Source organism: Piscinibacter sp. (assembly GCF_050175855.1).
Taxonomy (GTDB): domain Bacteria; phylum Pseudomonadota; class Gammaproteobacteria; order Burkholderiales; family Burkholderiaceae_C; genus Piscinibacter.
Genome location: NZ_JBFXIO010000029.1, coordinates 1 through 21,943, shown reverse-complemented (window position 1 = coordinate 21,943; position 21,943 = coordinate 1). Strand labels below are relative to the sequence as shown.

31 protein-coding genes and 1 pseudogene are annotated in these 21,943 nt (G+C 70.5%); 6 read left to right on the top strand and 26 right to left on the bottom strand.

All coding sequences use genetic code 11. The features are described from left to right. From hypE to AB7U92_RS04225, 17 genes are all read right to left on the bottom strand, one after another. Positions 1-595, bottom strand: a 595-nt coding sequence (gene hypE, locus AB7U92_RS04305) for a hydrogenase expression/formation protein HypE (RefSeq protein WP_428574971.1), incomplete at its 3' end; no start/stop codon positions are given. Positions 596-599: 4 nt separating this feature from the next. After that, entirely contained in the window at positions 600-1,739 is a 1,140-nt protein-coding gene (gene hypD, locus AB7U92_RS04300) for a hydrogenase formation protein HypD (protein ID WP_428574970.1), read from the bottom strand. After that, positions 1,736-1,978: a HypC/HybG/HupF family hydrogenase formation chaperone gene (locus tag AB7U92_RS04295; protein WP_428574969.1), complete on the bottom strand. Its 243-nt coding sequence runs from the start codon at positions 1,976-1,978 to the stop codon at positions 1,736-1,738. Before AB7U92_RS04295 ends, hypD begins: the two co-directional genes overlap by 4 nt. 2 nt (positions 1,979-1,980) lie before the next feature. Then, positions 1,981-3,135: a carbamoyltransferase HypF gene (locus AB7U92_RS04290; RefSeq protein WP_428574968.1), complete on the bottom strand. Its 1,155-nt coding sequence runs from the start codon at positions 3,133-3,135 to the stop codon at positions 1,981-1,983. Further along, positions 3,132-3,983 (bottom strand): hydrogenase nickel incorporation protein HypB, encoded by an 852-nt coding sequence (gene hypB, locus AB7U92_RS04285; RefSeq protein WP_428574967.1) that lies wholly within the window; start codon positions 3,981-3,983, stop codon positions 3,132-3,134. The genes AB7U92_RS04290 and hypB overlap by 4 nt, the downstream gene beginning before the upstream one ends. A gap of 13 nt (positions 3,984-3,996) precedes the next feature. Further along, complete coding sequence (gene hypA / locus AB7U92_RS04280) at positions 3,997-4,344, bottom strand: hydrogenase maturation nickel metallochaperone HypA (protein WP_428574966.1); 348 nt, start codon at positions 4,342-4,344, stop codon at positions 3,997-3,999. Continuing rightward, on the bottom strand, positions 4,337-5,428 hold the full coding sequence (locus tag AB7U92_RS04275) for a hypothetical protein (protein WP_428574965.1): 1,092 nt from the start codon (positions 5,426-5,428) through the stop codon (positions 4,337-4,339). Before AB7U92_RS04275 ends, hypA begins: the two co-directional genes overlap by 8 nt. Further along, complete coding sequence (gene hybE, locus AB7U92_RS04270) at positions 5,425-5,892, bottom strand: [NiFe]-hydrogenase assembly chaperone HybE (RefSeq protein WP_428574964.1); 468 nt, start codon at positions 5,890-5,892, stop codon at positions 5,425-5,427. Before hybE ends, AB7U92_RS04275 begins: the two co-directional genes overlap by 4 nt. Beyond that, positions 5,889-6,104 (bottom strand): rubredoxin, encoded by a 216-nt coding sequence (locus tag AB7U92_RS04265; RefSeq protein WP_428574963.1) that lies wholly within the window; start codon positions 6,102-6,104, stop codon positions 5,889-5,891. The genes hybE and AB7U92_RS04265 overlap by 4 nt, the downstream gene beginning before the upstream one ends. A gap of 1 nt (position 6,105) precedes the next feature. Next, complete coding sequence (locus tag AB7U92_RS04260; protein WP_428574962.1) at positions 6,106-7,002, bottom strand: hydrogenase expression/formation protein; 897 nt, start codon at positions 7,000-7,002, stop codon at positions 6,106-6,108. Positions 7,003-7,017: 15 nt separating this feature from the next. Further along, on the bottom strand, positions 7,018-7,464 hold the full coding sequence (locus AB7U92_RS04255; protein WP_428574961.1) for a hydrogenase: 447 nt from the start codon (positions 7,462-7,464) through the stop codon (positions 7,018-7,020). Positions 7,465-7,474: 10 nt separating this feature from the next. Beyond that, a complete protein-coding gene (locus tag AB7U92_RS04250) occupies positions 7,475-7,783 on the bottom strand; it encodes a HypC/HybG/HupF family hydrogenase formation chaperone (RefSeq protein ID WP_428574960.1) in 309 nt (102 codons plus the stop codon). A 16-nt stretch (positions 7,784-7,799) separates the two neighbouring features. After that, complete coding sequence (locus AB7U92_RS04245) at positions 7,800-8,408, bottom strand: HyaD/HybD family hydrogenase maturation endopeptidase (protein ID WP_428574972.1); 609 nt, start codon at positions 8,406-8,408, stop codon at positions 7,800-7,802. Positions 8,409-8,514: 106 nt separating this feature from the next. Beyond that, positions 8,515-9,249: a Ni/Fe-hydrogenase, b-type cytochrome subunit gene (cybH, locus tag AB7U92_RS04240; RefSeq protein ID WP_428574959.1), complete on the bottom strand. Its 735-nt coding sequence runs from the start codon at positions 9,247-9,249 to the stop codon at positions 8,515-8,517. A gap of 24 nt (positions 9,250-9,273) precedes the next feature. Beyond that, positions 9,274-9,861: a HupE/UreJ family protein gene (locus AB7U92_RS04235; RefSeq protein WP_428574958.1), complete on the bottom strand. Its 588-nt coding sequence runs from the start codon at positions 9,859-9,861 to the stop codon at positions 9,274-9,276. 20 nt (positions 9,862-9,881) lie between these two features. Beyond that, on the bottom strand, positions 9,882-11,738 hold the full coding sequence (locus tag AB7U92_RS04230; RefSeq protein ID WP_428574957.1) for a nickel-dependent hydrogenase large subunit: 1,857 nt from the start codon (positions 11,736-11,738) through the stop codon (positions 9,882-9,884). A 21-nt stretch (positions 11,739-11,759) separates the two neighbouring features. After that, positions 11,760-12,827: a hydrogenase small subunit gene (locus tag AB7U92_RS04225; protein ID WP_428574956.1), complete on the bottom strand. Its 1,068-nt coding sequence runs from the start codon at positions 12,825-12,827 to the stop codon at positions 11,760-11,762. A gap of 308 nt (positions 12,828-13,135) precedes the next feature. Between AB7U92_RS04225 and AB7U92_RS04220 the strand changes: the two genes are divergently transcribed. Further along, on the top strand, positions 13,136-13,606 hold the full coding sequence (locus tag AB7U92_RS04220) for a hypothetical protein (protein WP_428574954.1): 471 nt from the start codon (positions 13,136-13,138) through the stop codon (positions 13,604-13,606). A 12-nt stretch (positions 13,607-13,618) separates the two neighbouring features. Here AB7U92_RS04220 and AB7U92_RS04215 read toward each other — a convergent pair whose 3' ends face one another. Next, the gene (locus tag AB7U92_RS04215; RefSeq protein WP_428574953.1) at positions 13,619-14,026 is read right to left on the bottom strand and encodes a ribbon-helix-helix domain-containing protein; all 408 of its coding nucleotides are present in this window, start codon (positions 14,024-14,026) and stop codon (positions 13,619-13,621) included. A 34-nt stretch (positions 14,027-14,060) separates the two neighbouring features. Continuing rightward, a complete protein-coding gene (locus AB7U92_RS04210) occupies positions 14,061-14,636 on the bottom strand; it encodes a DJ-1/PfpI family protein (protein ID WP_428574952.1) in 576 nt (191 codons plus the stop codon). A 122-nt stretch (positions 14,637-14,758) separates the two neighbouring features. Between AB7U92_RS04210 and AB7U92_RS04205 the strand changes: the two genes are divergently transcribed. Continuing rightward, positions 14,759-15,226, top strand: a complete 468-nt coding sequence (locus AB7U92_RS04205) for a TerB family tellurite resistance protein (RefSeq protein ID WP_428574951.1) — start codon at positions 14,759-14,761, stop codon at positions 15,224-15,226. Positions 15,227-15,286: 60 nt separating this feature from the next. Here the strand turns inward: AB7U92_RS04205 and AB7U92_RS04200 are convergent, their stop codons facing one another. After that, positions 15,287-15,487 carry a hypothetical protein gene (locus tag AB7U92_RS04200; RefSeq protein WP_428574950.1) on the bottom strand — a complete coding sequence of 67 codons (201 nt, stop codon included), beginning with the start codon at positions 15,485-15,487 and terminating at the stop codon, positions 15,287-15,289. A 75-nt stretch (positions 15,488-15,562) separates the two neighbouring features. On the opposite strand from AB7U92_RS04200, the gene AB7U92_RS04195 reads away from it, so the two are divergent. The 3 genes from AB7U92_RS04195 to cspE all read left to right on the top strand — a co-directional run bounded on the left by AB7U92_RS04195 (position 15,563) and on the right by cspE (position 16,321). Then, the gene (locus AB7U92_RS04195; protein ID WP_428574949.1) at positions 15,563-15,730 is read left to right on the top strand and encodes a hypothetical protein; all 168 of its coding nucleotides are present in this window, start codon (positions 15,563-15,565) and stop codon (positions 15,728-15,730) included. A 4-nt stretch (positions 15,731-15,734) separates the two neighbouring features. Further along, positions 15,735-16,001 (top strand): translation initiation factor IF-1, encoded by a 267-nt coding sequence (gene infA, locus AB7U92_RS04190; RefSeq protein ID WP_428574948.1) that lies wholly within the window; start codon positions 15,735-15,737, stop codon positions 15,999-16,001. A 110-nt stretch (positions 16,002-16,111) separates the two neighbouring features. After that, complete coding sequence (gene cspE / locus AB7U92_RS04185; protein WP_428574947.1) at positions 16,112-16,321, top strand: cold-shock protein; 210 nt, start codon at positions 16,112-16,114, stop codon at positions 16,319-16,321. 36 nt (positions 16,322-16,357) lie between these two features. On the opposite strand, the gene AB7U92_RS04180 is transcribed toward cspE, so the two are convergent. Both AB7U92_RS04180 and AB7U92_RS04175 read right to left on the bottom strand, forming a co-directional pair. After that, positions 16,358-17,434: a S1C family serine protease gene (locus tag AB7U92_RS04180; RefSeq protein WP_428574946.1), complete on the bottom strand. Its 1,077-nt coding sequence runs from the start codon at positions 17,432-17,434 to the stop codon at positions 16,358-16,360. Positions 17,435-17,489: 55 nt separating this feature from the next. After that, positions 17,490-18,287: a GNAT family N-acetyltransferase gene (locus tag AB7U92_RS04175; RefSeq protein WP_428574945.1), complete on the bottom strand. Its 798-nt coding sequence runs from the start codon at positions 18,285-18,287 to the stop codon at positions 17,490-17,492. Between the two features lie 56 nt (positions 18,288-18,343). On the opposite strand from AB7U92_RS04175, the gene AB7U92_RS04170 reads away from it, so the two are divergent. Further along, positions 18,344-19,195, top strand: coding sequence for a helix-hairpin-helix domain-containing protein (locus AB7U92_RS04170; RefSeq protein WP_428574944.1), 852 nt, complete (start codon positions 18,344-18,346; stop codon positions 19,193-19,195). Positions 19,196-19,202: 7 nt separating this feature from the next. On the opposite strand, the gene AB7U92_RS04165 is transcribed toward AB7U92_RS04170, so the two are convergent. From AB7U92_RS04165 to AB7U92_RS04150, 4 genes and pseudogenes are all read right to left on the bottom strand, one after another. Next, positions 19,203-20,474, bottom strand: coding sequence for a phenylacetate--CoA ligase family protein (locus tag AB7U92_RS04165; RefSeq protein WP_428574943.1), 1,272 nt, complete (start codon positions 20,472-20,474; stop codon positions 19,203-19,205). Further along, a complete protein-coding gene (locus tag AB7U92_RS04160) occupies positions 20,467-20,769 on the bottom strand; it encodes a hypothetical protein (RefSeq protein ID WP_428574942.1) in 303 nt (100 codons plus the stop codon). Before AB7U92_RS04160 ends, AB7U92_RS04165 begins: the two co-directional genes overlap by 8 nt. Before the next feature lie 10 nt (positions 20,770-20,779). Next, the gene (locus tag AB7U92_RS04155; RefSeq protein WP_428574941.1) at positions 20,780-21,586 is read right to left on the bottom strand and encodes an ABC transporter ATP-binding protein; all 807 of its coding nucleotides are present in this window, start codon (positions 21,584-21,586) and stop codon (positions 20,780-20,782) included. A gap of 23 nt (positions 21,587-21,609) precedes the next feature. Then, a pseudogene (locus AB7U92_RS04150) lies at positions 21,610-21,943 on the bottom strand (ABC transporter substrate-binding protein); the annotation flags it as partial.

The following is a 21,943-nucleotide window of genomic DNA, read 5'->3' as shown; positions in this document are numbered from 1 at the left end:
CCAGCGATTCGCGCTGCGAGAGCACGGCCACGCCGTGGTCGCCGATCGTGCCGCTGACCAGCACAGCATCGCCCGGCCGCGCGTGGCGGCCGCTGAGGCTGCGGCCCATCGGCACCACGCCGACGCCGGTGGTGGCGATGAACACGCCGTCGCCCTTGCCCTGTTCGACCACCTTGGTGTCGCCGGTCACGATGGGTACGCCGGCCTCGCGCGCGGCCGCGGCCATCGATTCGACGATGCGCTTCAGGTCGGCCAGCGGGAATCCTTCTTCGAGGATGAAACTCGCGCTCAGGTACAGCGGCGCGGCGCCGAGCATGGCCACGTCGTTGACGGTGCCGTGCACCGCCAGGCAGCCGATGTCGCCGCCCGGGAAGAACAGCGGGGAGATCACGTGGCCGTCGGTGGCCATCACCAGGCGGTGGCCGGCGGGCACGGGCAGCAGCGCGGCGTCGTCGCCCTGGCGCAGGTATTCGTTGTCGAAGGCGCGGGCGAACAGCTCCTCGATCAGCTGCGCCGAGGCGCGGCCGCCGGCGCCGTGGTTCATGTCGACGCGGCCGCTGCGGAGGTCGATCGGGCGGACGTAGTCCTTCTTCATGGGATCACGCGGCCACGACAGGAATGTCGCGGAACCGTCCATAGGTGTAGTGCGCTGCGCAGGCGCCTTCGGACGACACCATGCACGAGCCCATCGGCGTCTCGGGCGTGCACACGGTGCCGAACAGCTTGCAGTCGGTGGGCCGCTTCACGCCGCGCAGGATGGCACCGCATTCGCACTGCTTGTGGTCGGGCACGCTCTTGTAGACGAGGCCGAAGCGCTTCTCGGCGTCGAAGCGCTCGAAGGCCGGTCGGATCTTCAGCGCCGAGTACGGCACCTCGCCGAGGCCGCGCCACTCGAAGCTGCTGCGCAGCTCGAACACCTGTGAGACCACGGCCTGCGCGGCGAGGTTGCCCTCGCGCGTCACCGCCCGGCTGAACTCGTTCTCCACCTCGGCGCGGCCTTCGTTGACCTGGCGCACCAGCATCCAGATGGCCTGCATCACGTCCAGCGGCTCGAAGCCGGCGATGACCACCGGCTTGCGGTACTCCTGCGCGAAGTGCTCGTAGGGCTGCGCGCCGATCACGATGCTCACGTGCGCCGGGCCGACGAAGCCATCGATCGGCACGGTGCCGTACTGGCGCACCTCGGGCGATTCGAGGATGTGCGTGATCGCGCTGGGCGTGAGCACGTGGTTGCACAGCACGCTGAAGTTCGGCGTGCCCTCCGCCTGCGCCTGTCGGATCACGAGGGCCGTGGGCGGCGTGGTGGTCTCGAAACCGATGGCGAGGAAGACGACCTCGCGCTCGGGGTTCTCTCGCGCCAGCTTCAGTGCATCGGCGGCCGAGTACACCATGCGGATGTCGGCGCCGCGCGCCTTGGCGCGCATCAGCGAGAGCGACTCGGAGGCCGGCACGCGCATCACGTCGCCGTAGGTGCACAGGATCACGCCACGTTCGAGCGCCAGCGCAATGGCCTGGTCGATGCGGCCGATCGGAAGCACGCACACCGGGCAGCCGGGCCCGTGGATCATGCGCAGATTGGCGGGCAGCAGCTCGGCGATGCCGTAGCGCGAGATGGCATGGGTGTGGCCGCCGCAGAACTCCATGAAGTGGTAGCGGCGCTGCGGGTCGGCCTCGGCGGCGATGCGGCGCGAGAGGGCCTGCGCGACCTCGCCGCTGCGGAATTCGTCGATGTACTTCATGCGGCGCGCTCTGGTGGGGACACTTCTGCGGCCATCTCGGCAAAGAGGGCGAGCGTCTTCTCGGCCTCCTCGGCATCGAGCAGCCCGATGGCGTGGCCAACATGCACGATCACGTAGTCGCCGACGCGCGCTTCCGGCGTCAGCGCGACCGAGATCGACTTGCGCACGCCGCCGAGCTCGACCACCGCCTGGTCAGCGCTCTGCAGTTCCACGATGCGGGCGGGAAGGGCGAGGCACATCGTCAGGTCTCCAGCGCGATCGCGTTCGAGGGATGGGTGGCGTGCGCCACGCGGCAGGCCGCGGCCCAGGCCTGGCCGAGCGCGAGGCCGGCGTCGCCGCAAGGTGCCAGGCTCGGCGCGTGCACCGCGAGGCCGCCGGCCTGCAGACGCATCGCGAGGCGCTCGCTCAGCACCCGGTTGAGAAAGCAGCCGCCGCCTACCACGGCCGTGTCGCTGCCGCGCTCGCCGGCGGCCCGAAGAGCGGCCTCGGCCAGGCCATCGGCCAGCGCGTGATGAAAGCGCAGCGCGGCGCGGGCACGGGCGGCATCGTCGTCGCGCGGCACGTCGAAGAGCTCGGCCACCACGCCGCGCAGGTCCAGCGTGGGTGCGAAGGTGGCCGCCTGCGCGCCGGCGGGCAGCGCCTGCGTGGCGAGCCGCTCCAGCGCGATGGCGGCCTCGGCCTCGAAGGCCTGGCGCACGCTGAGCCCGAGCGCACCGGCCGCGGCATCGAACCAGCGGCCGGCGCCCGTGCTGGCCGGGCAGTTCAGGCCGCGGTCGAGCATGGTCTTCAGTCCGCGCGCGGTGAGCGCCGGCACGGCGCCGGCGAAGCGGGCCTCGATCTCGTCGCCGCGGCCGAGCATGTGCAGTACCGCCGCGGCCAGCCGCCAGGGCTCGCGCGCGGCCACGTCGCCACCGGGCAGGGCGATGGGGTGCAGATGGGCGACGCGTTCCCAGCGGTGGGCGCGCGTGCCGCCGTCGACCCACAGCAGCTCGCCGCCCCAGGCCGTGCCGTCGGTGCCGAGGCCAACGCCATCGAGTGCGATACCGATCACCGGCCCCACGAGCCCGGCCTCGGCCATCACCGCGGCGATGTGCGCATGGTGGTGCTGCACGCCAATCGCCGGCACGCCGAGGCGTTCGGCGAGTTCCAGCGCGAGCCGGGTGCTGTGGAAATCCGGGTGCAGGTCGTGGGCGATCGCGTCGACGCCACCCTGGGCGAGCAAGGCCTCGGCCGAGTCGTCGAGCGCACGGCAGGCTTCGGGCGTGCCGAGGTCGCCGTGCAGCGCCGACCAGGCGAGGTGCTTGCCCTCCAGCCGCGCGGCGCGGTTCTTCAGGAAGGCGCCGCAGGCCAGCACCCGCGCGGGCGCGGCGTTCGGCAGCGTCGCGGTGTCGTTCATGCGCCCTCGGGGTGCATCAGCCACTCGACCCAGGCGTCCAGCCCGGCACCGGTCTTGGCCGACACCAGCAGCACCTCGATGCCGGGGTTCACGCGCCGCGCGTACTCGATGCACTTCGGCACGTCGAAGTCGAGGTGCGGCAACAGGTCGGTCTTGTTCAGCACCATCAGCTTTGCCGCGGCGAACATGTCGGGGTACTTCAGCGGCTTGTCTTCGCCTTCCGTCACCGACAGGATGGCGATCTTGGCGGCCTCGCCCAGGTCCCACATCGCCGGGCACACCAGGTTGCCGACGTTCTCGATGAAGAGCAACGACTCGGCGTGGTGGTGGTCGTGCGCGTGATCGTGGGCGTGCCCGTCGTGGTGATGGTGGTGGGCATGCAGGTGCAGCCGGGAGAAGGCCTCGGCCACCATCGGCGCATCGAGGTGGCAGCCCTTGCCGGTGTTGACCTGGATCGCCGCCGCACCGGTGGCGCGGATGCGGTCGGCGTCGTTCGACGTCTGCTGGTCACCCTCGATCACCGCCAGCGGCAGCCCGGGCGCGTGGCGTTTCAGGTACTCGATCGTCGCGCACAGCAGCGTGGTCTTGCCCGAGCCGGGGCTGGAGACGAGGTTGTAGGCCGTCACGCCATGATCCGCGAAGTGCGCGCGGTTGGCTGCGGCGATGCGGTTGTTCTCGCCGAGCACGTCGGCTTCCAGCTTGATCGCGCGCGCCTGGCTCATGCCGGGCACCGACACGCGCGCCGCGCCGGCGCCATAGTGCAGATCGCCGGTGTGCGCATCCACGGCCACGTGGGCGTGCTCGGGATGCGTGGCGGTCGGGTTGGCGCAGCCGCAGACGACGCACATGGCTGGTTCTCCTTCAGTCGTCGTGGACCAGCAGCTCGAGCACGCGCAACTCGGTGCCGCCGGTGGGTTGGATCTGGTGGCCGCCGCAGTGCGGGCAGGCATCGGTGCGCGAGGCGATCTCGACGGTCTGCGCGCAGCGCAGGCACCAGGCCTGGCCGGGCGGCTCCTCGATCTCGATCGCCGCGCCTTCGAGGCAGGTGCCGGGGGCGACGGCGTCGAGCGCGAAGCGCAGCGCACGCACCTCCACGCCCGACAGCGCGCCGGCCTCCAGGCGCAGCTGCGAGACGCGCTTGAAGTGATCCCGCGCCGCTGCGTCTTCGACGAGCTTGACGATGCCGCCGGCCAGGCTCAGCTCATGCATGGACGGGCTCCGGCAGAAGCTGGATGTCGAAATCGACGCAGGGGTCGAAGGCGACGGCGGCGCACGCGGCCTGGTCGGCTCGGGCCTCGCCCTGCAGGCCGGCCAGCGCCTGCGCCAGCACGCCGTTCGGATGGAAGTTCCATTCGGTCGGCGCGAGCACGCGGCAGTCGGCCACGCGCGCGCGCTGCGGGCCGTCTTCCAGCTGCACCCAGTGCACGAGCAGGCCGCGCGCCATCTCCGTCCAGGCGACGGCTTCCCCCGGCCCGAGCGGCAGCGCGCCCTCGGCGAGGCGGTCGTGCCCCTGCGGCAACGACAGCTGCAGCAGGTCGACGAGGCGGGCGACGAGGCGCATCCATGCATTGTGGATCGGTGCGCAGGCCACGTCGGCGACGCGGGTCCACGGGCCGGTCTCGGCAGGGACGCCGAGCCAGTCGGGCCGGGCGCAGAAACCGGGCTCTTCGGCCATGCGGCGGGCCAGCCGCGGCATCGTGGCCAGCGGGGCGTCCAGCAGGCGCAGCGGGCGGGCCGGTGTCGCGATCGACAGCATCGCCTTGCGCTGGCTGCACAGCAGGCGGGCGAGCGGTGTGTCGGCGGCCGCGCTCCAGCGGGCCGTCCAGCCCTGCGGATCGAGCCGGTGGGCGGCGAGCCACGAGCTCACCGGCTCGGCGAGCCAGTGGTGGGCCAGCCAGGCGGGCAGGTCGGCGAGCTGGTCGTGCACGTCGAGGTCGTCGCGCCACAGCGGGCAGCTGCGCAGGCGCAGCGCCGGCTCGGCGGCCGGCGCGCCGGGCAGCAGGCGGTGCCAGTCGTGGGCGATGCGCAGCACGTGTTCGCGGGCGGTGCCGGCGCGCAGTGTCAGCCGATCGGACGGCGTGGACACGGCGACCTCGCCGCGAGCCGCCATCACCGCGCGCCGCGCCGTCAGGCGGTGCGCATGGGCGCACAGCGTGAACAGGGCTCCCAGCGTGCCGGGCAGGTCGTCGGCAGGGCGGCCACGCGCCACGCGCGCGGCCAGCATCGGCCGGCTGCTGCTGATCGTCGGCAGCGCGGCACCGGGGCGCAGGCGCATGCGGCCGGCGAGGTTCACGCCGCCGCTCCCTCGCGTCGGCCGAACAGGAAGCCGCGCCGCGCCGGCTGCGCCACGCGCGGCGGCAGCGGGCCGCGCAGTTCCTTCAGTACGGCCTCGGCGGTAGCCCGCGCGGCCGCCTGGTCGGCGAACTCGGCCATCGGCGAGAACAGCGAAGCCGATTCGAAGGCGCCGACGCCGCGCTCGTGGGCGCCGATGAAGTCGAAGCAGCGCGAGCCGATGTCGCGAGAGCCGGTTTCACCGACGGCGAGCGTGCCCACGCCCTCGTGCAGCGGCAGCCGCACGAGGTTCATGCACCACGGCGTGACCAGTACGCCGAGCGCGACCTCGTCGTCGTGGCCCTGGAATCCGACCGTCGCCACGGCCAGCTGCGGGTGCACCAGTGGCAGCCCGGCCATGCGCGTCGCGGCGATGTGCTCGAAGGCCTGCTGCAGCGTCGCCACGCGGTCGGCCAGGCGGTTCATGCGGCGTCCTGCAGCACCATGAACTGGTCGGCCGCGCCGTCGCACTGCGGGCAGCGCCAGTGTGTGGGCAGCGCGGCGAAGGGCGTGCCCGGCGGAATCTGCCAGATCGGATCGCCCTCGGCCGGGTCGTACACCCACCAGCAGATCTTGCACTCCAGCCGCGTGTGCGCGGCCAGCTTGGAGACGTCGCCGAGATAACTGCCCTCGAACATCTCAGGCCCCCTGCGCCACCCACTGCAGCACCTCGGCCAGCCGCTCGGCGGTGTCGGCGAGGTCTTCGGCCGCGGCGCAGGCCACCTCCGGAATCGCGCTGACCTCCACGGTGTTGAGGATCACCGCATCCTGCGAGTTGTAGTAGACGACGCGCCAGGTGTGCGGCACGCGCGTGTCGGTGATGCGGCAGTTGCCGTAGCCGCGCGAGAGGATCACCACGCGGCCGGTGCCGAGCTGGTGGTCGAGATGGGCGATGTCCGCCGGCGAGAGCGGCAGCAGCGTGAGGTTGACCACGTGCGCCGCATCGCCGGGCTGCCAGCGCGCGCGCTGGTCGGCCAGCTCGGTGAGGATGGGCGGCAGATTGAGCAGCTCGGCAGGCACCGGCGGCAGCGGCTCGCGTGGCGCGAAGCCATCGTCGTGCGCGGCGTGCAGCAGCGCGGCGGGAATCGCGCCGACCTCGACGTGGTCATGCACCGCTCCGTCGTCGTCGGTGCTGATCACGCGCCACACACCGGCGAACACCGATTCCTGCATACGCACGCGCACCGCCTCGTCGCCCACCAGGCGCGTTTCCGGCTGCGCCAGCACCTGTGCGCTGACCTCGCCTTCGCCGAGCACCTGGTTGACCAGCGCGAGCTCGCTGGCCGGCAGGCCGTCGAGGCGCACCGGCGCCGGCACGCGGCCTTCGCAGGCGGCATTCACCGCCTCCAGCACCGCGGCCAGCACCTCGCAGGCGAGGCCGTGGGCGGCAAGCTCCTCGGGCTCGGGCAGCACCGGCGGCCGGTAGGTGTCCATGCCCTTGGGCATGCTCATGTAGTCGAGCGTCTCGTCGTCCTGGCTGCCGGGGCCGAGATCGGCCACCACGGGGATCGGGAAGGGGCGGTAAGAGGCGTTCATGCGGTGCTTCCGATCTCAGTGGCAGGAGGTGGACGAGGCATTGGCGCTGACCACCGGGATGCCGATCGTCGGTGCGCGCGACACCGGCATCGCCAGCGCGGCTTCGACGAGCTTCAGGTAGTCGGTCCAGTCGTGCATGCCGGCCAGCGTGGTCACGTACTGGCCGTCGCGCAGGAAGACCAGCGAGGGCCAGCGCTGCGAGCCGTAGCGGCGCGCCACCGCGTCCTGGCTGTCGGGCGCGACGACGCCGATGGCGAAGTCGGCCGCCAGCGCGCTGCGCAGTTCGGGCAGCACCACGGCCACGTCCAGCCCTTCCGGAAACTGCACCGGATCACCGGCCAGCAGCAGCACGGTGGTGCCGGGGCGGCCGAGGAAGGCGGCCAGCGTGTCGGCCTCGATGCGCGTCGCGCCGAACTGGTCGATCAGGCGCTGCATCACGGGGGGCAGGGTGGTGGCGGTCATGACGGGGGTCTCAGGAGTGGCCGGTGAGGGCGGCCAGCGTGGCGGGGTCCATGCGCGAGGGCAGGTCGAAGCCGGCCTCGGCGGTGGTCTCGGGTGCGCCGGCAAGGGCACCTTGCAGCAGGTCGAGCACGGCGTTGACTTCCGCCGCGCGGAGCGCATCGATGCGCTCGCGCGCGGCGTCGAGGAAGACCAGCAGCCAGTCCTGCTCGACGCAGTCGCCGACGAGTGCCGTGTCGACCCGCTTGACCTCGCCGCGGCCGGCCACCCAGGCATGGCCGGGCTCGACGCGGATCACCTGCATGGGGATGCCGATGCACATGGAGCGGTTCCGTGGTTCAGCGGGGCAGGAAGCGCTCGTCGCCGACGCGGCAGGCCTGCTCGGCCGCCGGCCGGCCCGCTTCGTAGGCGCCGAGGGCGAGCGTGGGCACCGTCACCGCTTCGTCGTGCGCGGGCGCCGCATCGCGCGGCAACGGCTTCGCGCCCCAGGCGCGCAGACGGTCGAGGCCGAGCGCGAGGGCGTCTTCCAGTGCCGTCTTGACGATGGGCCGCAGGCTGCCGCCGTAGTCTTCCAGCTCCTGCGGCTGACAGCCGATCAGCAGCACCTGCTCGGGGTACTGCTCGGTCAGCTGCGCGAGCATCAGCACCTCCTGGAAGCCGGTCTGGTGCAGGCTCATCTTCTTGGCGCCCATGAAACGCGGCACCTCGTCGTTCTCGATCAGCTTGAGCGTGCCGGGCGGCAGGCCGTAGTCGATGGCGTCGAAGATCAGCAGCTTGCTCGCCGCCTGCACATGCTGGATCAGGTACAGGCCCTGCGTACCGCCGTCGACCAGCTGAACCTCCTCGCCGCCTTCGTCGAACGCCCAGCGCTGCTGCAGCGCCTCGACGCAGCGCACGCCGAAGCCCTCGTCGGCCCAGAGCACGTTGCCGATGCCGAGAACCACTATCGGTGCGGCGCCGCCATCAAGCGGCCGCCGCGGAACCGGCTCTGCCGGGCCGCTGGCGGCGCCCCCCTGGGGGGGAGCGCCGAAGGCGCTACGGGGGGGAGCCATATCAATCCTTGAACGTGCGGTAGCCGGAGATCATGGTGCTGACCATGCTCTGCCGGCCCATGATGTCCTCGCGGATCGCGGCGTACACGTGCAGGATCACGAAGATCACCATGCCCCACAGGCCGAGGTGGTGCCAGGTGTGCACGTCCTGCGACTGGCCGAATAGCGGAATCACCCAGCTGGTGAACAGCGTGTGCGCCCACGAGCCGGGCTGCGTGCCCTCGCCATACAGCGCGAAGCCGGTGACGATCATGAACAGCGAAATGAACAGGAAGCCGAAGAACATCGCCGCGCGGGCCAGCGGGTTGTGGCCCACGTAGCGGCTCGGCCGCGGGATCAGGAAGGCGTACCACTTCAGCATGGTGATCACCTCGCGCCAGTAGATGCGGTTGAACACCGGCAGCGTGAACAGCTCGCGCGCATGGTGGTTGCCGACGAAGGCCCAGTACAGCCGCCCCGCCAGCCCGACGAGGAACAGGTAGCCCGCGGCGAAGTGCGCGAAGCGGATGTAGCCCATCAGGTAGTTGGCGCTGGCCTCGCCGGGCATGGTCGGCAGGGGCGAGCCGATGAAGTAGCCGCTGATGGCCAGCACCACCAGCGACAGCGCGTTGATCCAGTGCCACACGCGCACCGGGGCCTCGTAGACGTAGACCGACTTGATCGCCGCCGCGCGGGCGACGGCGGTCTCGTCGGTGCCGGTGGCGTCGTTGAAGGATTGCGACGGTGTGAGCGACATGGTGGCCTCCCGTGGCTGGTGGTGTCAGGCGCGCGCCAGCAGCACGACGCCGGCCAGACCGAGCAGCGCGCCGCCGCTGCGCCAGATCCAGGCGCCGCGTTCGCGCAAGGCCACACCGAGGCCCACGCCGCCGGCGTGCAGCGCCGCGGTGGTGGCGAGGAAGCCGAGCGCGTAGCCGGCCACGCTGGCACCGGCCGGCAGCTCGGCGCCGTGCGCCATGCCGTGCAGCGCGGCCGCGGCGGCCACCAGCGCCAGCCCGGGGGCGGCCGGCACGCGCCTCGCAAAGGCGAGCATGGCGCCGAACATCAGCACCGACAGCGCGATGCCGTGCTCGACGAAGGGCACCGAGACGCCCGCCATCGCCAGCAGCGCCGCGGCCGTCATCGCCGTGAGGAAGGTCAGCGGCGCGAGCCAGCGCCGCGCGCCGTCGAAGGCCGCGGCCGACCAGACGCCCACCGCCATCATCGCGAGCAGGTGGTCCAGGCCGAGGGGATGGGTCAGGCCCTGGAACAGCGATTCGCTGCCGTGGCCCGTGTGAGCCGAGGCCGTGCCGGCGGCCAGCGCGAGCCCGAGGGCGACGGCGCCGCGCAGAAGTTTCGATGCTTGGTTCATGGTGTCTCCGTCGTTCTTCTTCAGCGCACCTTGACGCGGGTGAGCTCGGCGCCGTCCTCGCTCATCACGTGCGTCGAGCAGGCCAGGCAGGGGTCGAAGGAATGCAGGGTGCGCAGGATCTCGACCGGCTGCTCCGGGTTGACCATCGGCGTGTTCATCAGGCTGGCCTCGAAGGCACCGATCTGGCCCTTGGCATCGCGCGGCGAACCGTTCCAGGTGGTGGGCACCACGCATTGGTAGTTCTCGATGCGGCCGTCCTTGATCTTCACCCAGTGGCCCAGCATGCCGCGCGGCGCGGCCACCGTGCCCACGCCCTTGGCTTCCTTCGGCCAGGTGGCCGGGTCCCACTTCTCGACGTTGGCGGTGGCGGTGTCGCCGGCCTTGATGTTGGCGACCAGCTCGTTCCAGTCGTCGACCATCATCTCGCCGCAGTACTGGCCCTCCAGGCAGCGCGCCAGCGTGCGGCCGATGGTGGTGGGCAGCAGCTGCTTGGCCGTGTACTGCGTCTCGGGCAGGCCCAGCGCCTTCGGGATGGCGCTGTTGATCATCATCGCCGAGTACTCGATCTGCTCCTTCGGCCGCTGGGCGAACTTGTTGCCCTGCTTCGCATGCGCATAGGCGAGGATGTAGCGCGACAGCGGCCCGACTTCCATCGCGTGGCCGCGCCAGCGCGGCGCCTTGATCCACGAGTACTTGGCCGCCTCGTCGATCTGCTCGATGGCCGTCTTCGTGCCCTTGGTGTTGGCGCCCAGCGCGTAGTTCGGCTCGGTCACGCCATCCCAGGGGTGCAGGCCCTTGGTCTCGTCGGCGTACTTGTACCAGCTGTGGGTCACGAACTCCTGCACCTGCTCGGGGTCGCGCGGGTCGATCGGCAGGATCTCGTCCCAGTTGCCGTTGAGGATGACGCCGCCGGGCAGCTGGTCGGTGCTCTTGTCGTAGTTGACCTTCGGGTACTCGCCGTAGTCGCTCACGTTGGTGGCCGACAGGCCGCCGCCATGCAGCCAGCCGGCCTGCTTGTAGATCGTGCCGATGGCCAGCACATCGGGCAGGTAGACGTTCTTGTTGAACTCCACCATCTCGTCGATTCGCGCCTTGACGAAGTTCAGCCGCTCCATGTTGATCGGCGCGCCGGCCGCAAGGTCCTTGTCGATGTTGATCGCGCAGGGCACGCCGCCGACGAGGTAGTTGGGGTGCGGGTTCTTGCCGCCGAAGATGGTGTGCACCTTCACCCACTCCTTCTGCAGGTCGAGCGCCTCGAGGTAGTGGGTCACGGCCATCAGGTTGGCCTCGGGCGGCAGCACGTAGGCCTTGTTGCCCCAGTAGCCGTTCATGAAGGGTCCGAGCTGGCCGCTCTCGACGAACTTCTTCAACCGGTTCTGCACGTCGCGGAAGTAGCCGGGCGACGAGAGCGGGTGCGACGGCGACACCAGCTGCTGCAGCTCGCTGGTCTTCTTCGGGTCGGCCTTCAGTGCCGACACCACGTCCACCCAGTCCAGCGCATGCAGGTGGTAGAAGTGCACGGCGTGGTCGTGCACCTGCAGCGTCTTGGCCATCATCTCGCGGATGAGGTGCGCGTTCTTCGGGATCTTGATCCCGAGTGCATCCTCCACCGCGCGCACCGAGGTCAGCGCATGGCAGCCGGTGCACACGCCGCAGATGCGCTCGACGAAGGCCCAGGCGTCGCGAGGGTCGCGGCCCTTGAGGATCACCTCCAGCCCGCGCCACATCGTGCCGGTCGAGACGGCGTTGCGGATGACGTTGTTCTTGTCGAGGTTGACCTCGCAGCGCATGTGGCCCTCGATGCGGGTCACCGGATCGACGACCACGCGCCTGCCGCTGTCGTCGAGCTTGAAGCCTTGCGTTTCGTACGCGCCCATGGGGTTGGTTCTCCTCGTTCCTTACTTGTTGCTGGCCGGGGTGCTGACGCGCTTGATCGCGGAGACCGCCGCATGCGCCGCCACGGCCGCGCCGACCACGCCGGCCGCCGTGCCGCCGACCTTGTCGGCGTTGGCCTCGATGCCGAACTGGTGGATGTCGGTCAGGCGGCTGTAGAACGAGCCCTTGTCCCAGAAGCCGTCTTCCGAGCAGCCGATGCAGCCGTGGCCGGCCTTGATCGGGAAGCTCGTGCCCTCGTTCCACTGCACGGTGGAGCAGGCGTTGTAGGTGGTCGGTCCCTTGCAGCCGACCTTGTAGAGGCAGTAGCCGCGGCGTGCGCTCTCGTCGTCGAAGGCCTCGACGAACTGGCCGGCGTCGAAGTGCGGCCGGCGGTAGCACTTGTCGTGGATGCGCTGGCTGTAGAACATCTTCGGCCGGCCCTGGCGGTCGAGCTCGGGGATGCGGTCGAAGGTCAGCATGTAGGTGATGACGCCGGTCATCACCTCGGCGATCGGCGGGCAGCCGGGCACCTTGATGATCGGCTTGTCGGTGATCACCTTGTGGATCGGCGTGGCCTGCGTCGGATTGGGCTTGGCTGCCTGCACGCAGCCCCAGCTGGCGCAGGAGCCCCAGGCGATCACCGCCTTGCTGTCCTTGGCCACGCGCTTGAGCTTGTCGACGAAGGGCTTGCCCGACTGGATGCAGAACATCCCGCCTTCGTTCAGCGGCGGGTTGCCTTCCACGGCCAGGATGTAGTTGCCCTTGTACTTGGCCATGATCTCCTCGAGGATGGCCTCGGCCTGGTGGCCGGCAGCGGCCATCAGCGTGTCGTCGTAGTCCAGGCTGATCATCGACAGCACCACGTCCTTGGCCAGCGGGTGCGCGCTGCGGATGAAGCTCTCCGAGCAGCAGGTGCACTCCAGCCCGTGCAGCCACAGCACCGGCGTGCGCGGCTTGGTCTCCATCGCATGGGCGATCTGCGGCACGAACGAGGGCGCGAGGCCCAGCGAAGTGGCCGTGAGCGAGCAGTACTTGAGGAAGCTGCGCCGCGAGATGCCCTGGCGCCGCATCACCTCGTAGAAGGTCTCCATCGTCCCCGTCTCCTGTGTGGATGTGGCGGACACCGTCACAAGAGGCGTGCCGTCTTCGGGCCGACTTCGGGTAAGTCCGGGAGGGGGTCGGTAAGTGCTTGATGCGCGAAGGCTTTTCGGCGAGGTTCAGCGAAGGCGCGCGGGGCGGCGCGAGCGTGCTGGTCAAGCGCTTGCCGGTGGCGCTGGCGAAGTGGAAGGAGCGCGCGCAGCGCGCCGCTTCACGCGGGCTTCACGAACTTCATCGTGGCTTGGCATCGGGTTTCGACACTGGCCTCGCTCCCCAACCCCCTCACCCGAAAGGAAGTTCGATGAAACGCTGGATCCTGACCTTGAGCCTGGCCTCGCTGGCCGCCGCCTTCGCTGCCCCCGCCCGCGCCGCGGGGCCGGACGAGGGCTGGTGGCGGGTGGGCGATGCCACGGTGGGCCTGCATGTCGAGGGCCGTGACTTCTGCGGCGTCAGCGCCGCGCCGCAGGGCGTGTGGGTCGTGCGAGGCCGCGTGGTCGACGGCCGCCTGGTCGAGACCGGCCGCAGCCTCGCGCGCGGCGCGCCGGCGCAGGCGGCAATCTCTGCCGAGCCGTTCGATTCGACCGACTACTTCGTGCAGCCCACCGCGCTGGTGCGCCGCGACCGCAGCACCGAACGGCCGCGCGGCGAGTTCGCCGTGTTCGAGCCGCTGCAGTCCGCGCCGAACTCGACGCTGTGGCTCGACATGGTGTGGGGCTGCAGCCGCGAAGCGGAGATCGAGAAGCTGGCCGAGGCCCGCGTCGACCGGCCGTGAGCGCGCGCAGGCTCAGGCCAGGCGTCTGGCCGAGGCCGTCGGCGTGGGCGCGATGGCGTAAGCGTCCGCGGGGTGCACCGCACGGGCCATGCCGTCGAGCACCCGGTTGGCGTCGAGCGAGCGTATCGGCACCGACGCGTCGCGCGGGATCAGCCCCTGCGCGATCAGGTTCTCGTAGCGCAGCGCGCACACGCGCAGGAACGACGAGAAGTTGCCGACCGCGCCGCGGTCGGCCACCAGCTCGTCGTAGAGCTTCTCGATCAGCTGAGCCACCGTCATGCCGTCGCGCCCGGCGATCTCCTCCAGCACCGCCCAGTGCAGGTTCTCCAGCCGCAGGCTGGTCACCACGCCATGCAGGCGCACCGAGCGCGTGCGGCTCTCGTAGCTGGCGGGATCGGCGCTGATGAAGATCTTGCACATGGCGGGCCTCCGGGCGCGAAGCGCGTGGACGATGCTACAGGCTGATGCGCGTGCCCAGCACGGCCAGGAACTGGCCGATCCAGGCCGGGTGCGCGGGCCATGCGGGAGCGGTGACCAGCTTGCCGTCGGTGACGGCGGCGTCGATCGCGATGCCCATGTACTCGGCGCCGGCGAGCTCCACCTCCACCTGGCAGGCCGGGTAGGCACTGAGCCGGCGGCCCTTGATCAGGCCTGTAGCGGCGAGCAGCTGCGCGCCGTGGCAGATCGCGGCCACGGGCTTGTCGGCGGAAAGGAAGTGCCGCGTGATCTCGACCACGCGCGGGTTCATGCGCAGGTACTCCGGCGCGCGCCCTCCGGGCACGACCAGCGCGTCGTACCGGGCCGGGTCGATTTCGGCGAAGCTGGCGTTGAGCGTGAAGCGGTGGCCGGGCTTCTCGCTGTAGGTCTGCTGACCCTCGAAGTCGTGGATGGCCGTCATCACGTAGTCGCCGGCCTTCTTGTCGGGGGCCACGGCGTGCACGGTGTGGCCCACCGCCTGCAGGGCCTGGAAGGGCACCATCACTTCGTAGTCTTCGCCGAAATCGCCGCACAGCATCAGGATCCTGCTCATCGGAGTGCCTCCGGGGTTGGGATGCCAGGCATTCTTCGGCGCGCTCCGCGGACGCAGGTAGTAGCCGCGTATCGAGGGGCTCGTGGTTTACCCCGGGAAACGTGTCATGCCATCATCACCGCATGCTGCGCACCCTCAAGGACCTGTTCGACCGCCTGGCGCCTCCGGCCGCGCAGGCCGATCCGCGCGAGGCCGAGCACCTGCTGCAACTGGCCACCGCGGTGATGCTGGTCGAGGTCATGCGCGCCGACGCGAGCTTCCACGACAACGAGCGCCAGGCGGTGCTGGCGGCGCTGGTCGACAAGTTCGCGCTGGATGGTGACGAGGCACAGCGCCTGGTCGAGCTGGCCCACGCGGTGGCGAAGCAGGCCACCGACCTGTTCGCCTTCACCTCGCGTATCAACGAACGCTTCGAGATGGGGCAGAAGATCCGCATGATCGAGCACATGTGGCGCGTCGCCTATGCCGACGGCCACCTCAACGAGCACGAGCGCCACGTGATGTGGCGCATCGCCGATCTGCTGCACGTGCCGCAGGGCGCCTACCAGCATGCGCGGTTGCGCGCCCAGGAGGCGGCCGGGGCGCGCTGAGCCCTTCGTGGCACAACTGGTACAATCTGCCATCGACGCGACGTCACCGTCGCGCTGAGATCACGAGTTGATCTCCTTCTGGGCCAGAACCCTGCCGACTCCGGTCGCCTTCCCGTTCTGGTTGCTCCTCGCCCGCAGCGAATACCCCTGCCGGCCAGCCGCGGGAAAGAGTTCATCCGCCGCCCGCGTGCGCATCGCACGCCGTTTGTTCCCCGCGCCGTCTCGACGACGAGGCTGCGCCTTCGAGAGTTCGTCATTCATTCATCCCTCCAGGTCGGGAAATACCTCGTTTCTCCTCTGACCCGCTCCACCCACTGCGGCCGCTACGCGGCCTCGGTGTCCATCCGTTCCGGGCGCGGCAGCGCGACGTCTGACCGCGTGCTGCGTTTCCACCCCATCTTCGATTCCCGCGACGCTGCCGAGCGCTACGCGACGGCCCAGGGCCTCGCGTGGATCGGCGTGCCCGAGTCGCGCGCCCCCCATTCATCCACTACCCGGGAGTGACCCCATGGCCAAGGAAGAACTGATCGAGATGCACGGCGTCGTCAACGAGATCCTGCCGGACTCGCGCTTTCGCGTGACGCTGGACAACGGCCACACGCTGATCGCCTACACCGGCGGCAAGATGCGCAAGCACCACATCCGCATCCTCGCCGGCGACAACGTCTCGCTGGAGCTGTCGCCCTACGACCTCTCCAAGGGGCGCATCACCTTCCGCCACCTCGAGCGCCGCAACGCGCCGAGCGCGGCGCGCCCGCCGATGCAGCGCCGTTGATGTACGGCGTCACGGCACTCGAGCACCCCAGCTCCCGCATCGGGCAGCTGCTTGCACGCACCAGCGTCAGCTGGGGCATTTCCACCACGAATCCATCAAGGAAAGACCACATGAGCATCGAAACCGGAACCGTCAAATGGTTCAACGAGAGCAAGGGCTACGGCTTCATCACGCCGGACGGCGGCGGCAAGGACCTGTTCGCGCACTTCAAGGAAATTCAGGGCGAGGGCTTCAAGACCCTGGCCGAGAACCAGCGCGTGCAGTTCGAAGTGACGCAGGGCCAGAAGGGCCCGCAGGCCTCGCGCATCCGCGCGGTCTGACGAGACGGGCGCCTCGCGCGCCTGTCGTCAGCAGCCTCAGTCTTCCGACTCGGCCAGCGTCACGCTGACCTTGCGCGTGGCGCCTGCGCGCCACAGCGTCAGCGTGGCGGTATCGCCCGGGTTGAGCTTTTCCAGCGCGTTGAGCATGTCGTCGCCGGTCTCGACGGGTTCGTCGTTGATCGCGGTGATGACGTCGCCCTGCACGATGCCGCCGTCGCCGCGCGCAAAGGCGCGCAGGCCGGCCTTGGCGGCCGGCCCGTTGCGCTGGATGCGCACCAGCGCCACGCCCTTGGGCAGGCCCAGCGCCCGGTTGATCTCCGGGCCGCCGCTGGTCACGCCGATGGCCGGCCGCACCATGCGGCCGTCGCGGATCAGCCTCGGCACGATGCGGTTGACTTCGTCGACGGGGATCGCGAAGCCGATGCCCGCGCTCGCCCCCGAGGGGCTGAAGATCGCCGTGTTCACGCCGATCAGACGCCCTGCGGAATCGAGCAGCGGCCCGCCGGAGTTGCCGGGGTTGATCGCCGCATCGGTCTGGATCGCGCCGCGGATCAGCCGCCGCGTCACCGACTCGATCTCGCGGTTGAGCGCGCTGACGATGCCGGTGGTCAGCGTCTGGTCGAGCCCGAACGGGTTGCCGATCGCGTAGACCTGCTGGCCCACCTGCAGGTCGCGGCTGCTGCCCACGGGCAGGGGCTTGAGCTTGGCCGCGGGCGCGGCGATCTTCAGCACGGCGAGGTCGCGGTCGGGGAAGGCACCGACCAGCTCGGCCTTGTAGCTCGTCTGGTCGGCCAGCGTGACGCGCGCGCCGCTGGCTTCCTGGATCACGTGGAAGTTGGTGACGACGTGGCCCTGCGCATCCCACACGAAGCCGGTGCCCGTGCCTTGCGGCACCTGCTGCACGTTGCGCGAGAAGAAGTCGCGCTCCAGGCCCAGCGCGGTGATGTTCACGACCGAGGGCGAGGCGGCCTTGAACACCGCGATGTTGTTGAGCTCCTCCGCCGCCAGCGGCCCACGCGGCGTGACCGGCCGCGGCGGCGCAGGCGTGCGTGCCTGAGCCCAGGCGGCGGACGCGACGAGCAGGGCGAGGGCGGCGGCAAGCAGACGCTTCATCGGCGGGCATCCCGTGATACGGCGGTGCCGATCATAGGCAGCTCCGCGCTACCCCTCACAGGCGGCGGGTGACGCGGCGTGTCGTCGGATCGTCGGCATCGGCGTGTACCTCGAAGCCGAGCTGCCGTGCGAAGTGCAGCATTGCGGTGTTGGTGGCCAGCACGCTGCCGTCCATCACCTCGAGGCCACGCGCGCGCGCGATCTCGACCAGCCTGCCCATCAGCAACCCGGCCAGGCCGCTGCCCTGCCAGGCATCGGCCACGGCGATGGCGAATTCGCAGCGCCGGCCGCTGTCGTCGACCACGTAGCGGGCGACGCCGAGCTCGGTCTCCTGCCTGTCGATCGTGGCGGTGGCGACCAGGGCCACATGGCGCACGCCGTCGACGTCGGTCAGCTCGCGCAGCTTGGCCTCGGGCAGCTCGCGCACCGTGCCCATGAATCGCTGGTAGCGCGACTGGTCGGAGAGCTGCCGTACGAAGGCGGCCTCCATCGCCGCATCGTCGGGGCGGATCGGCCGCAGCGTGACGTCGACGCCGCTGAGGCGGTGCTGCCGCACCGCTGGCACAGGCTGGCCAGCGGCCGGACCGCGCCGCATGGCGGCGCCGAGTTGCTCGACCAATTCGTCCAGCGTGACGCGCGGCGGCAGCGACAGCTCGTCGAGTGCCACGCCGAGCCGCGACTCCAGCGCCGCGGCCACGTTCACCCAGTCCATCGAGTCGAGGTCGATCTGGTCGCGCAGCGGCTGGTCGGGTCGCAGTGCCTCCAGCGTGGCCTCCGGTGCGACGTGCGCGAGCACGTCGCGCAGCGCGCGGCGGATGTCGTCGGGTGAAGCCTCGGGTCGGTCGGCACTCATGCGAGGCTTGATTGTCCGCAACGGCGGCCGCGGGTGGCCATGGTGTGCTTCGCGCCATGGACAACCCCGCCGTGGCCGCCCTCCTGCGCGAGATGGCCGAACTGCTGCAGGCGCAGGGCGAGGAGAACGCGTTCCGCATCGCCGCCTACCGCCATGCGGCCGACACCGTGACACGCCTCGAACGGCCGGTGGGCGAGATCCTCGAGCGCGAGGGTGTGGCCGGCCTCGATGCCCTGCCGACGATCGGTGCCGGCATTGCCGCGGCCATCGCCGAGATGGTGCAGACCGGTCACTGGACGAAGCTCGAGCGGCTTCGCGGCGGTGCCGCACCGGAGGCGCTGCTGCGCAGCGTGCCCGGCGTCGGCCCGCGACTCGCGCTGCAGCTGCAGGAGGAACTCGGCATCGACACGCTGGAGGGCCTGGAGGTCGCCGCGCACGACGGGCGCCTCGAGGCGCTGGACGGCGTCGGCGCGCGCCGCGCGGCTTCCATCCGCGCCGCGTTGACCGAGCGCCTCGACCGCGAGCGCGCCGCCCGCCGGCGGCGCCCCGCGGCCCCGGCCGATCACGCCCCGCCAGTCGAACTGCTGCTCGAGGTCGACCGTGACTACCGCGCGCGCGCCGCGGCCGGCACGCTGCCGACCATCGCGCCGCGCCGCTTCAACCCCGACGGCGTGGCCTGGCTGCCGGTGCTGCACACGAAGCGCGGCGCGTGGTCGGTGACGGCGCTCTTTTCGAACACCGCGCGCGCCCACGAGCTCGGCCGGGTGCACGACTGGGTGGTGCTGTACGCCGAAGACGGCGCCCACCACGAGCGCCAGTACACCGTGGTGACGGCGCAGCGCGGGCCGCTGGCGGGCCGGCGTGTGGTGCGTGGGCGCGAGGACGAGTGCCGCGCGATGCCGGCCTGAGCCGGCGCTACTTGTAGCTGCGCGCGTCCTCGATCACCTTGCCGTCGTTGGGCAGGCTGCCGGGCGCGACGAGCTCGATGTCGGCACGCAGCTTGGTCACGTCGCGCACGCTGTCGGCGATGCGGCCGGCCAGGCCTTCAGGGGTGCCGGCCACCTCGACCTTGAAGGTCATCGAGTCGTTGGCCATCTCGCCGGCCACCACCAGGCGCGCACGTTGAACCTCGGGATGCCGGCGCGCCACCTCGGCCACCTGGCTCGGGTGCACGAACATGCCGCGCACCTTGGCGGTCTGGTCGGCGCGGCCGAGCCAGCCCTTGATGCGCATGTTGGTGCGGCCGCTGGGGCAGGTGCCCGCCAGCACCGCCGAGAGATCGCCGGTGCCGAAGCGCACCATCGGATAGTCCGGCTGCAGCACGGTGATCACCACCTCGCCGACCTCGCCCTCGGGCACGGGGTCGCCGGTGCCGGGGCGCACGATCTCCAGGATCACGCCCTCGTCGAGCACCAGCCCCTGGCGTGCACTCGTCTCGTAGGCGATCAGGCCGACGTCGGCGGTGGCGTAGCACTGGTAGCCCTGCACGCCGCGCTCGGCCAGCCAGTCGCGCAGCGACGGCGGGAAGGCCTCGCCGCTGACCAGCGCCTTGGTCAGCGAAGGCAGGGCGATGCCGCCCTCGGCCGCCTTCTCGAACAGGATGCGCAGAAAGCTCGGCGTGCCGGCGTAGCCTTGCGGCCGCAGCTCCTGCATCGCCTGCAGCTGCAGCTCGGTGTTGCCGACGCCGCCGGCGAACACCGTGCAGCCGATGGCGTGCGCGCCGGTCTCCATCATCGAGCCGGCCGGCGTGAGGTGGTAGCTGAAGCTGTTGTGGATCAGGTCACCGGCGCGAAAGCCTGCCGCATGCATCGCGCGGGCGATGCGCCAGTAATCGGGCGCCGTGCCTTCGGGCTCGTAGATCGGGCCAGGCGACTGGAACACGCGCTTCGCGCCCGACGGCGCATGCAGGCCGCGCCAGCCGATGGCGGAGAAGCCGCCGAACGGGTCCCAGTTCGTGGCCGACGCCCGCCGCGCCTTCTGGCGCTCGAGCAATTCGTGCTTGCGCAGCACCGGCAGCGTCGCCAGTGCGGCGCGCGAAGTGATCGCCGCGGCATCGACGCCGGCCAGCAGTTCGCCGAAAGCCGGCGTGCGCTGCGCCGCGGCCACCTGCCTGGGCAGCGCCGCCATCAGCGCTGCTTCTCGGGCCGCCGGGTCGCGCGTCTCGAGCGCGTCGAAGTGTTCACTCATCACGGTCGCTCCAGCCGGCGAGCTTTCGCTTCAGCTCGGCCATCCAGTCGCGCAGCATGGCGCTGCTCGACAAGGTCTTGTGGGTCCATTCGGGGCTGTTGCGGCTGGGGCGCTTGACCACCGAGGCGTTGAGCGCCGCGCCGTCGATCACGAGCTTCGCGATGGCAAGGCCGGCGCGCTCGAACTGGCCGGCACGCTCGGACAGGCCCATCTCGCGCAGCTCGCGCCGGGCGCGAAGCAGCGCCTCGTCGGGCTTGAACGCGGGCACCGCGAAGCCGAAATCCTCCTCGCCCATGGCGTGTTCCTCAGGCCAGCCAGCGCTTGCGGCGCTTGTAGCTCTTCACGTCGCGGAAGCTCTTGCGGTCGCCGCCGCCCATGCCGAGGTAGAACTCCTTGACGTCCTCGTTCTCGCGCAGCGCCTTGGCCTCGCCGTCCATCACGATGCGGCCGTTCTCGAGGATGTAGCCGTAGTCGGAGTAGCGCAGCGCGATGTTGGTGTTCTGCTCGGCCAGCAGGAAGGTGACCTTCTCCTTGGTGTTGAGATCCTTCACGATCTCGAACACCTCCTCGACGATCTGCGGTGCCAGGCCCATCGAGGGCTCGTCGAGCAGCACCATCTTCGGGTTGGCCATCAGCGCGCGGCCGATGGCGCACATCTGCTGCTCGCCGCCGGAGGTGTAGGCCGCCTGCGAGCCGCGCCGCGTCTTCAGCCGCGGGAAGTAGTTGTAGACCTTCTCCAGCGTGTCGGCCACCGCCGCCTTGCCATCCTTGCGGGTGTAGGCACCGGTCATCAGGTTCTCCTCGATGGTGAGGTGGGCGAAGCAGTGCCGGCCCTCCATCACCTGGATCACCCCGCGGTTGACCATGTCGGCGGTGGAGAGCTTCTCGATGCGCTCGCCGCGCAGTTCGATCGAGCCCTTGGTCACTTCGCCGCGCTCGCCGGCCAGCAGGTTGCTGACCGCGCGCAGCGTGGTGGTCTTGCCTGCGCCGTTGCCGCCGAGCAGGGCGACGATGCCGCCCTCCGGCACCTGAAGCGAGACGCCCTTGAGCACGAGGATCACGTGGTTGTAGATCACCTCGATGCCGTTGACGTTGAGGATGATGTTGCTCATGGGCGCTCGCTCCGGGTCTCCGATCAGCTCTGGCAGTCTTCAGGCGTACGCCGCTGGATCTTCTTCTCCTGCGCGTACTTGTCGGCGGCGGCCTTGATCATCGGCTTGATGATCGAGTCGTCGCTCTGGTACCAGTCGGAGGTGAAGTTCCACTTGGCGCCGTCCCAGGTGTGGATGCGCGACCAGGTGGCGCCGCGGTGGTCGGCGCACGAGGTGCTGATCGGGCGCATCACGCCGGCGAAGCCCAGCGCATCGAGCTTCTTCTGGTCGAGCGCCAGGTTCTCGTAGCCCCAGCGGGCCTGCTCGCCGGTCATCACCTTGCCCTTGCCGTAGCGCTCCTGGGCGCGCTTGACGCCC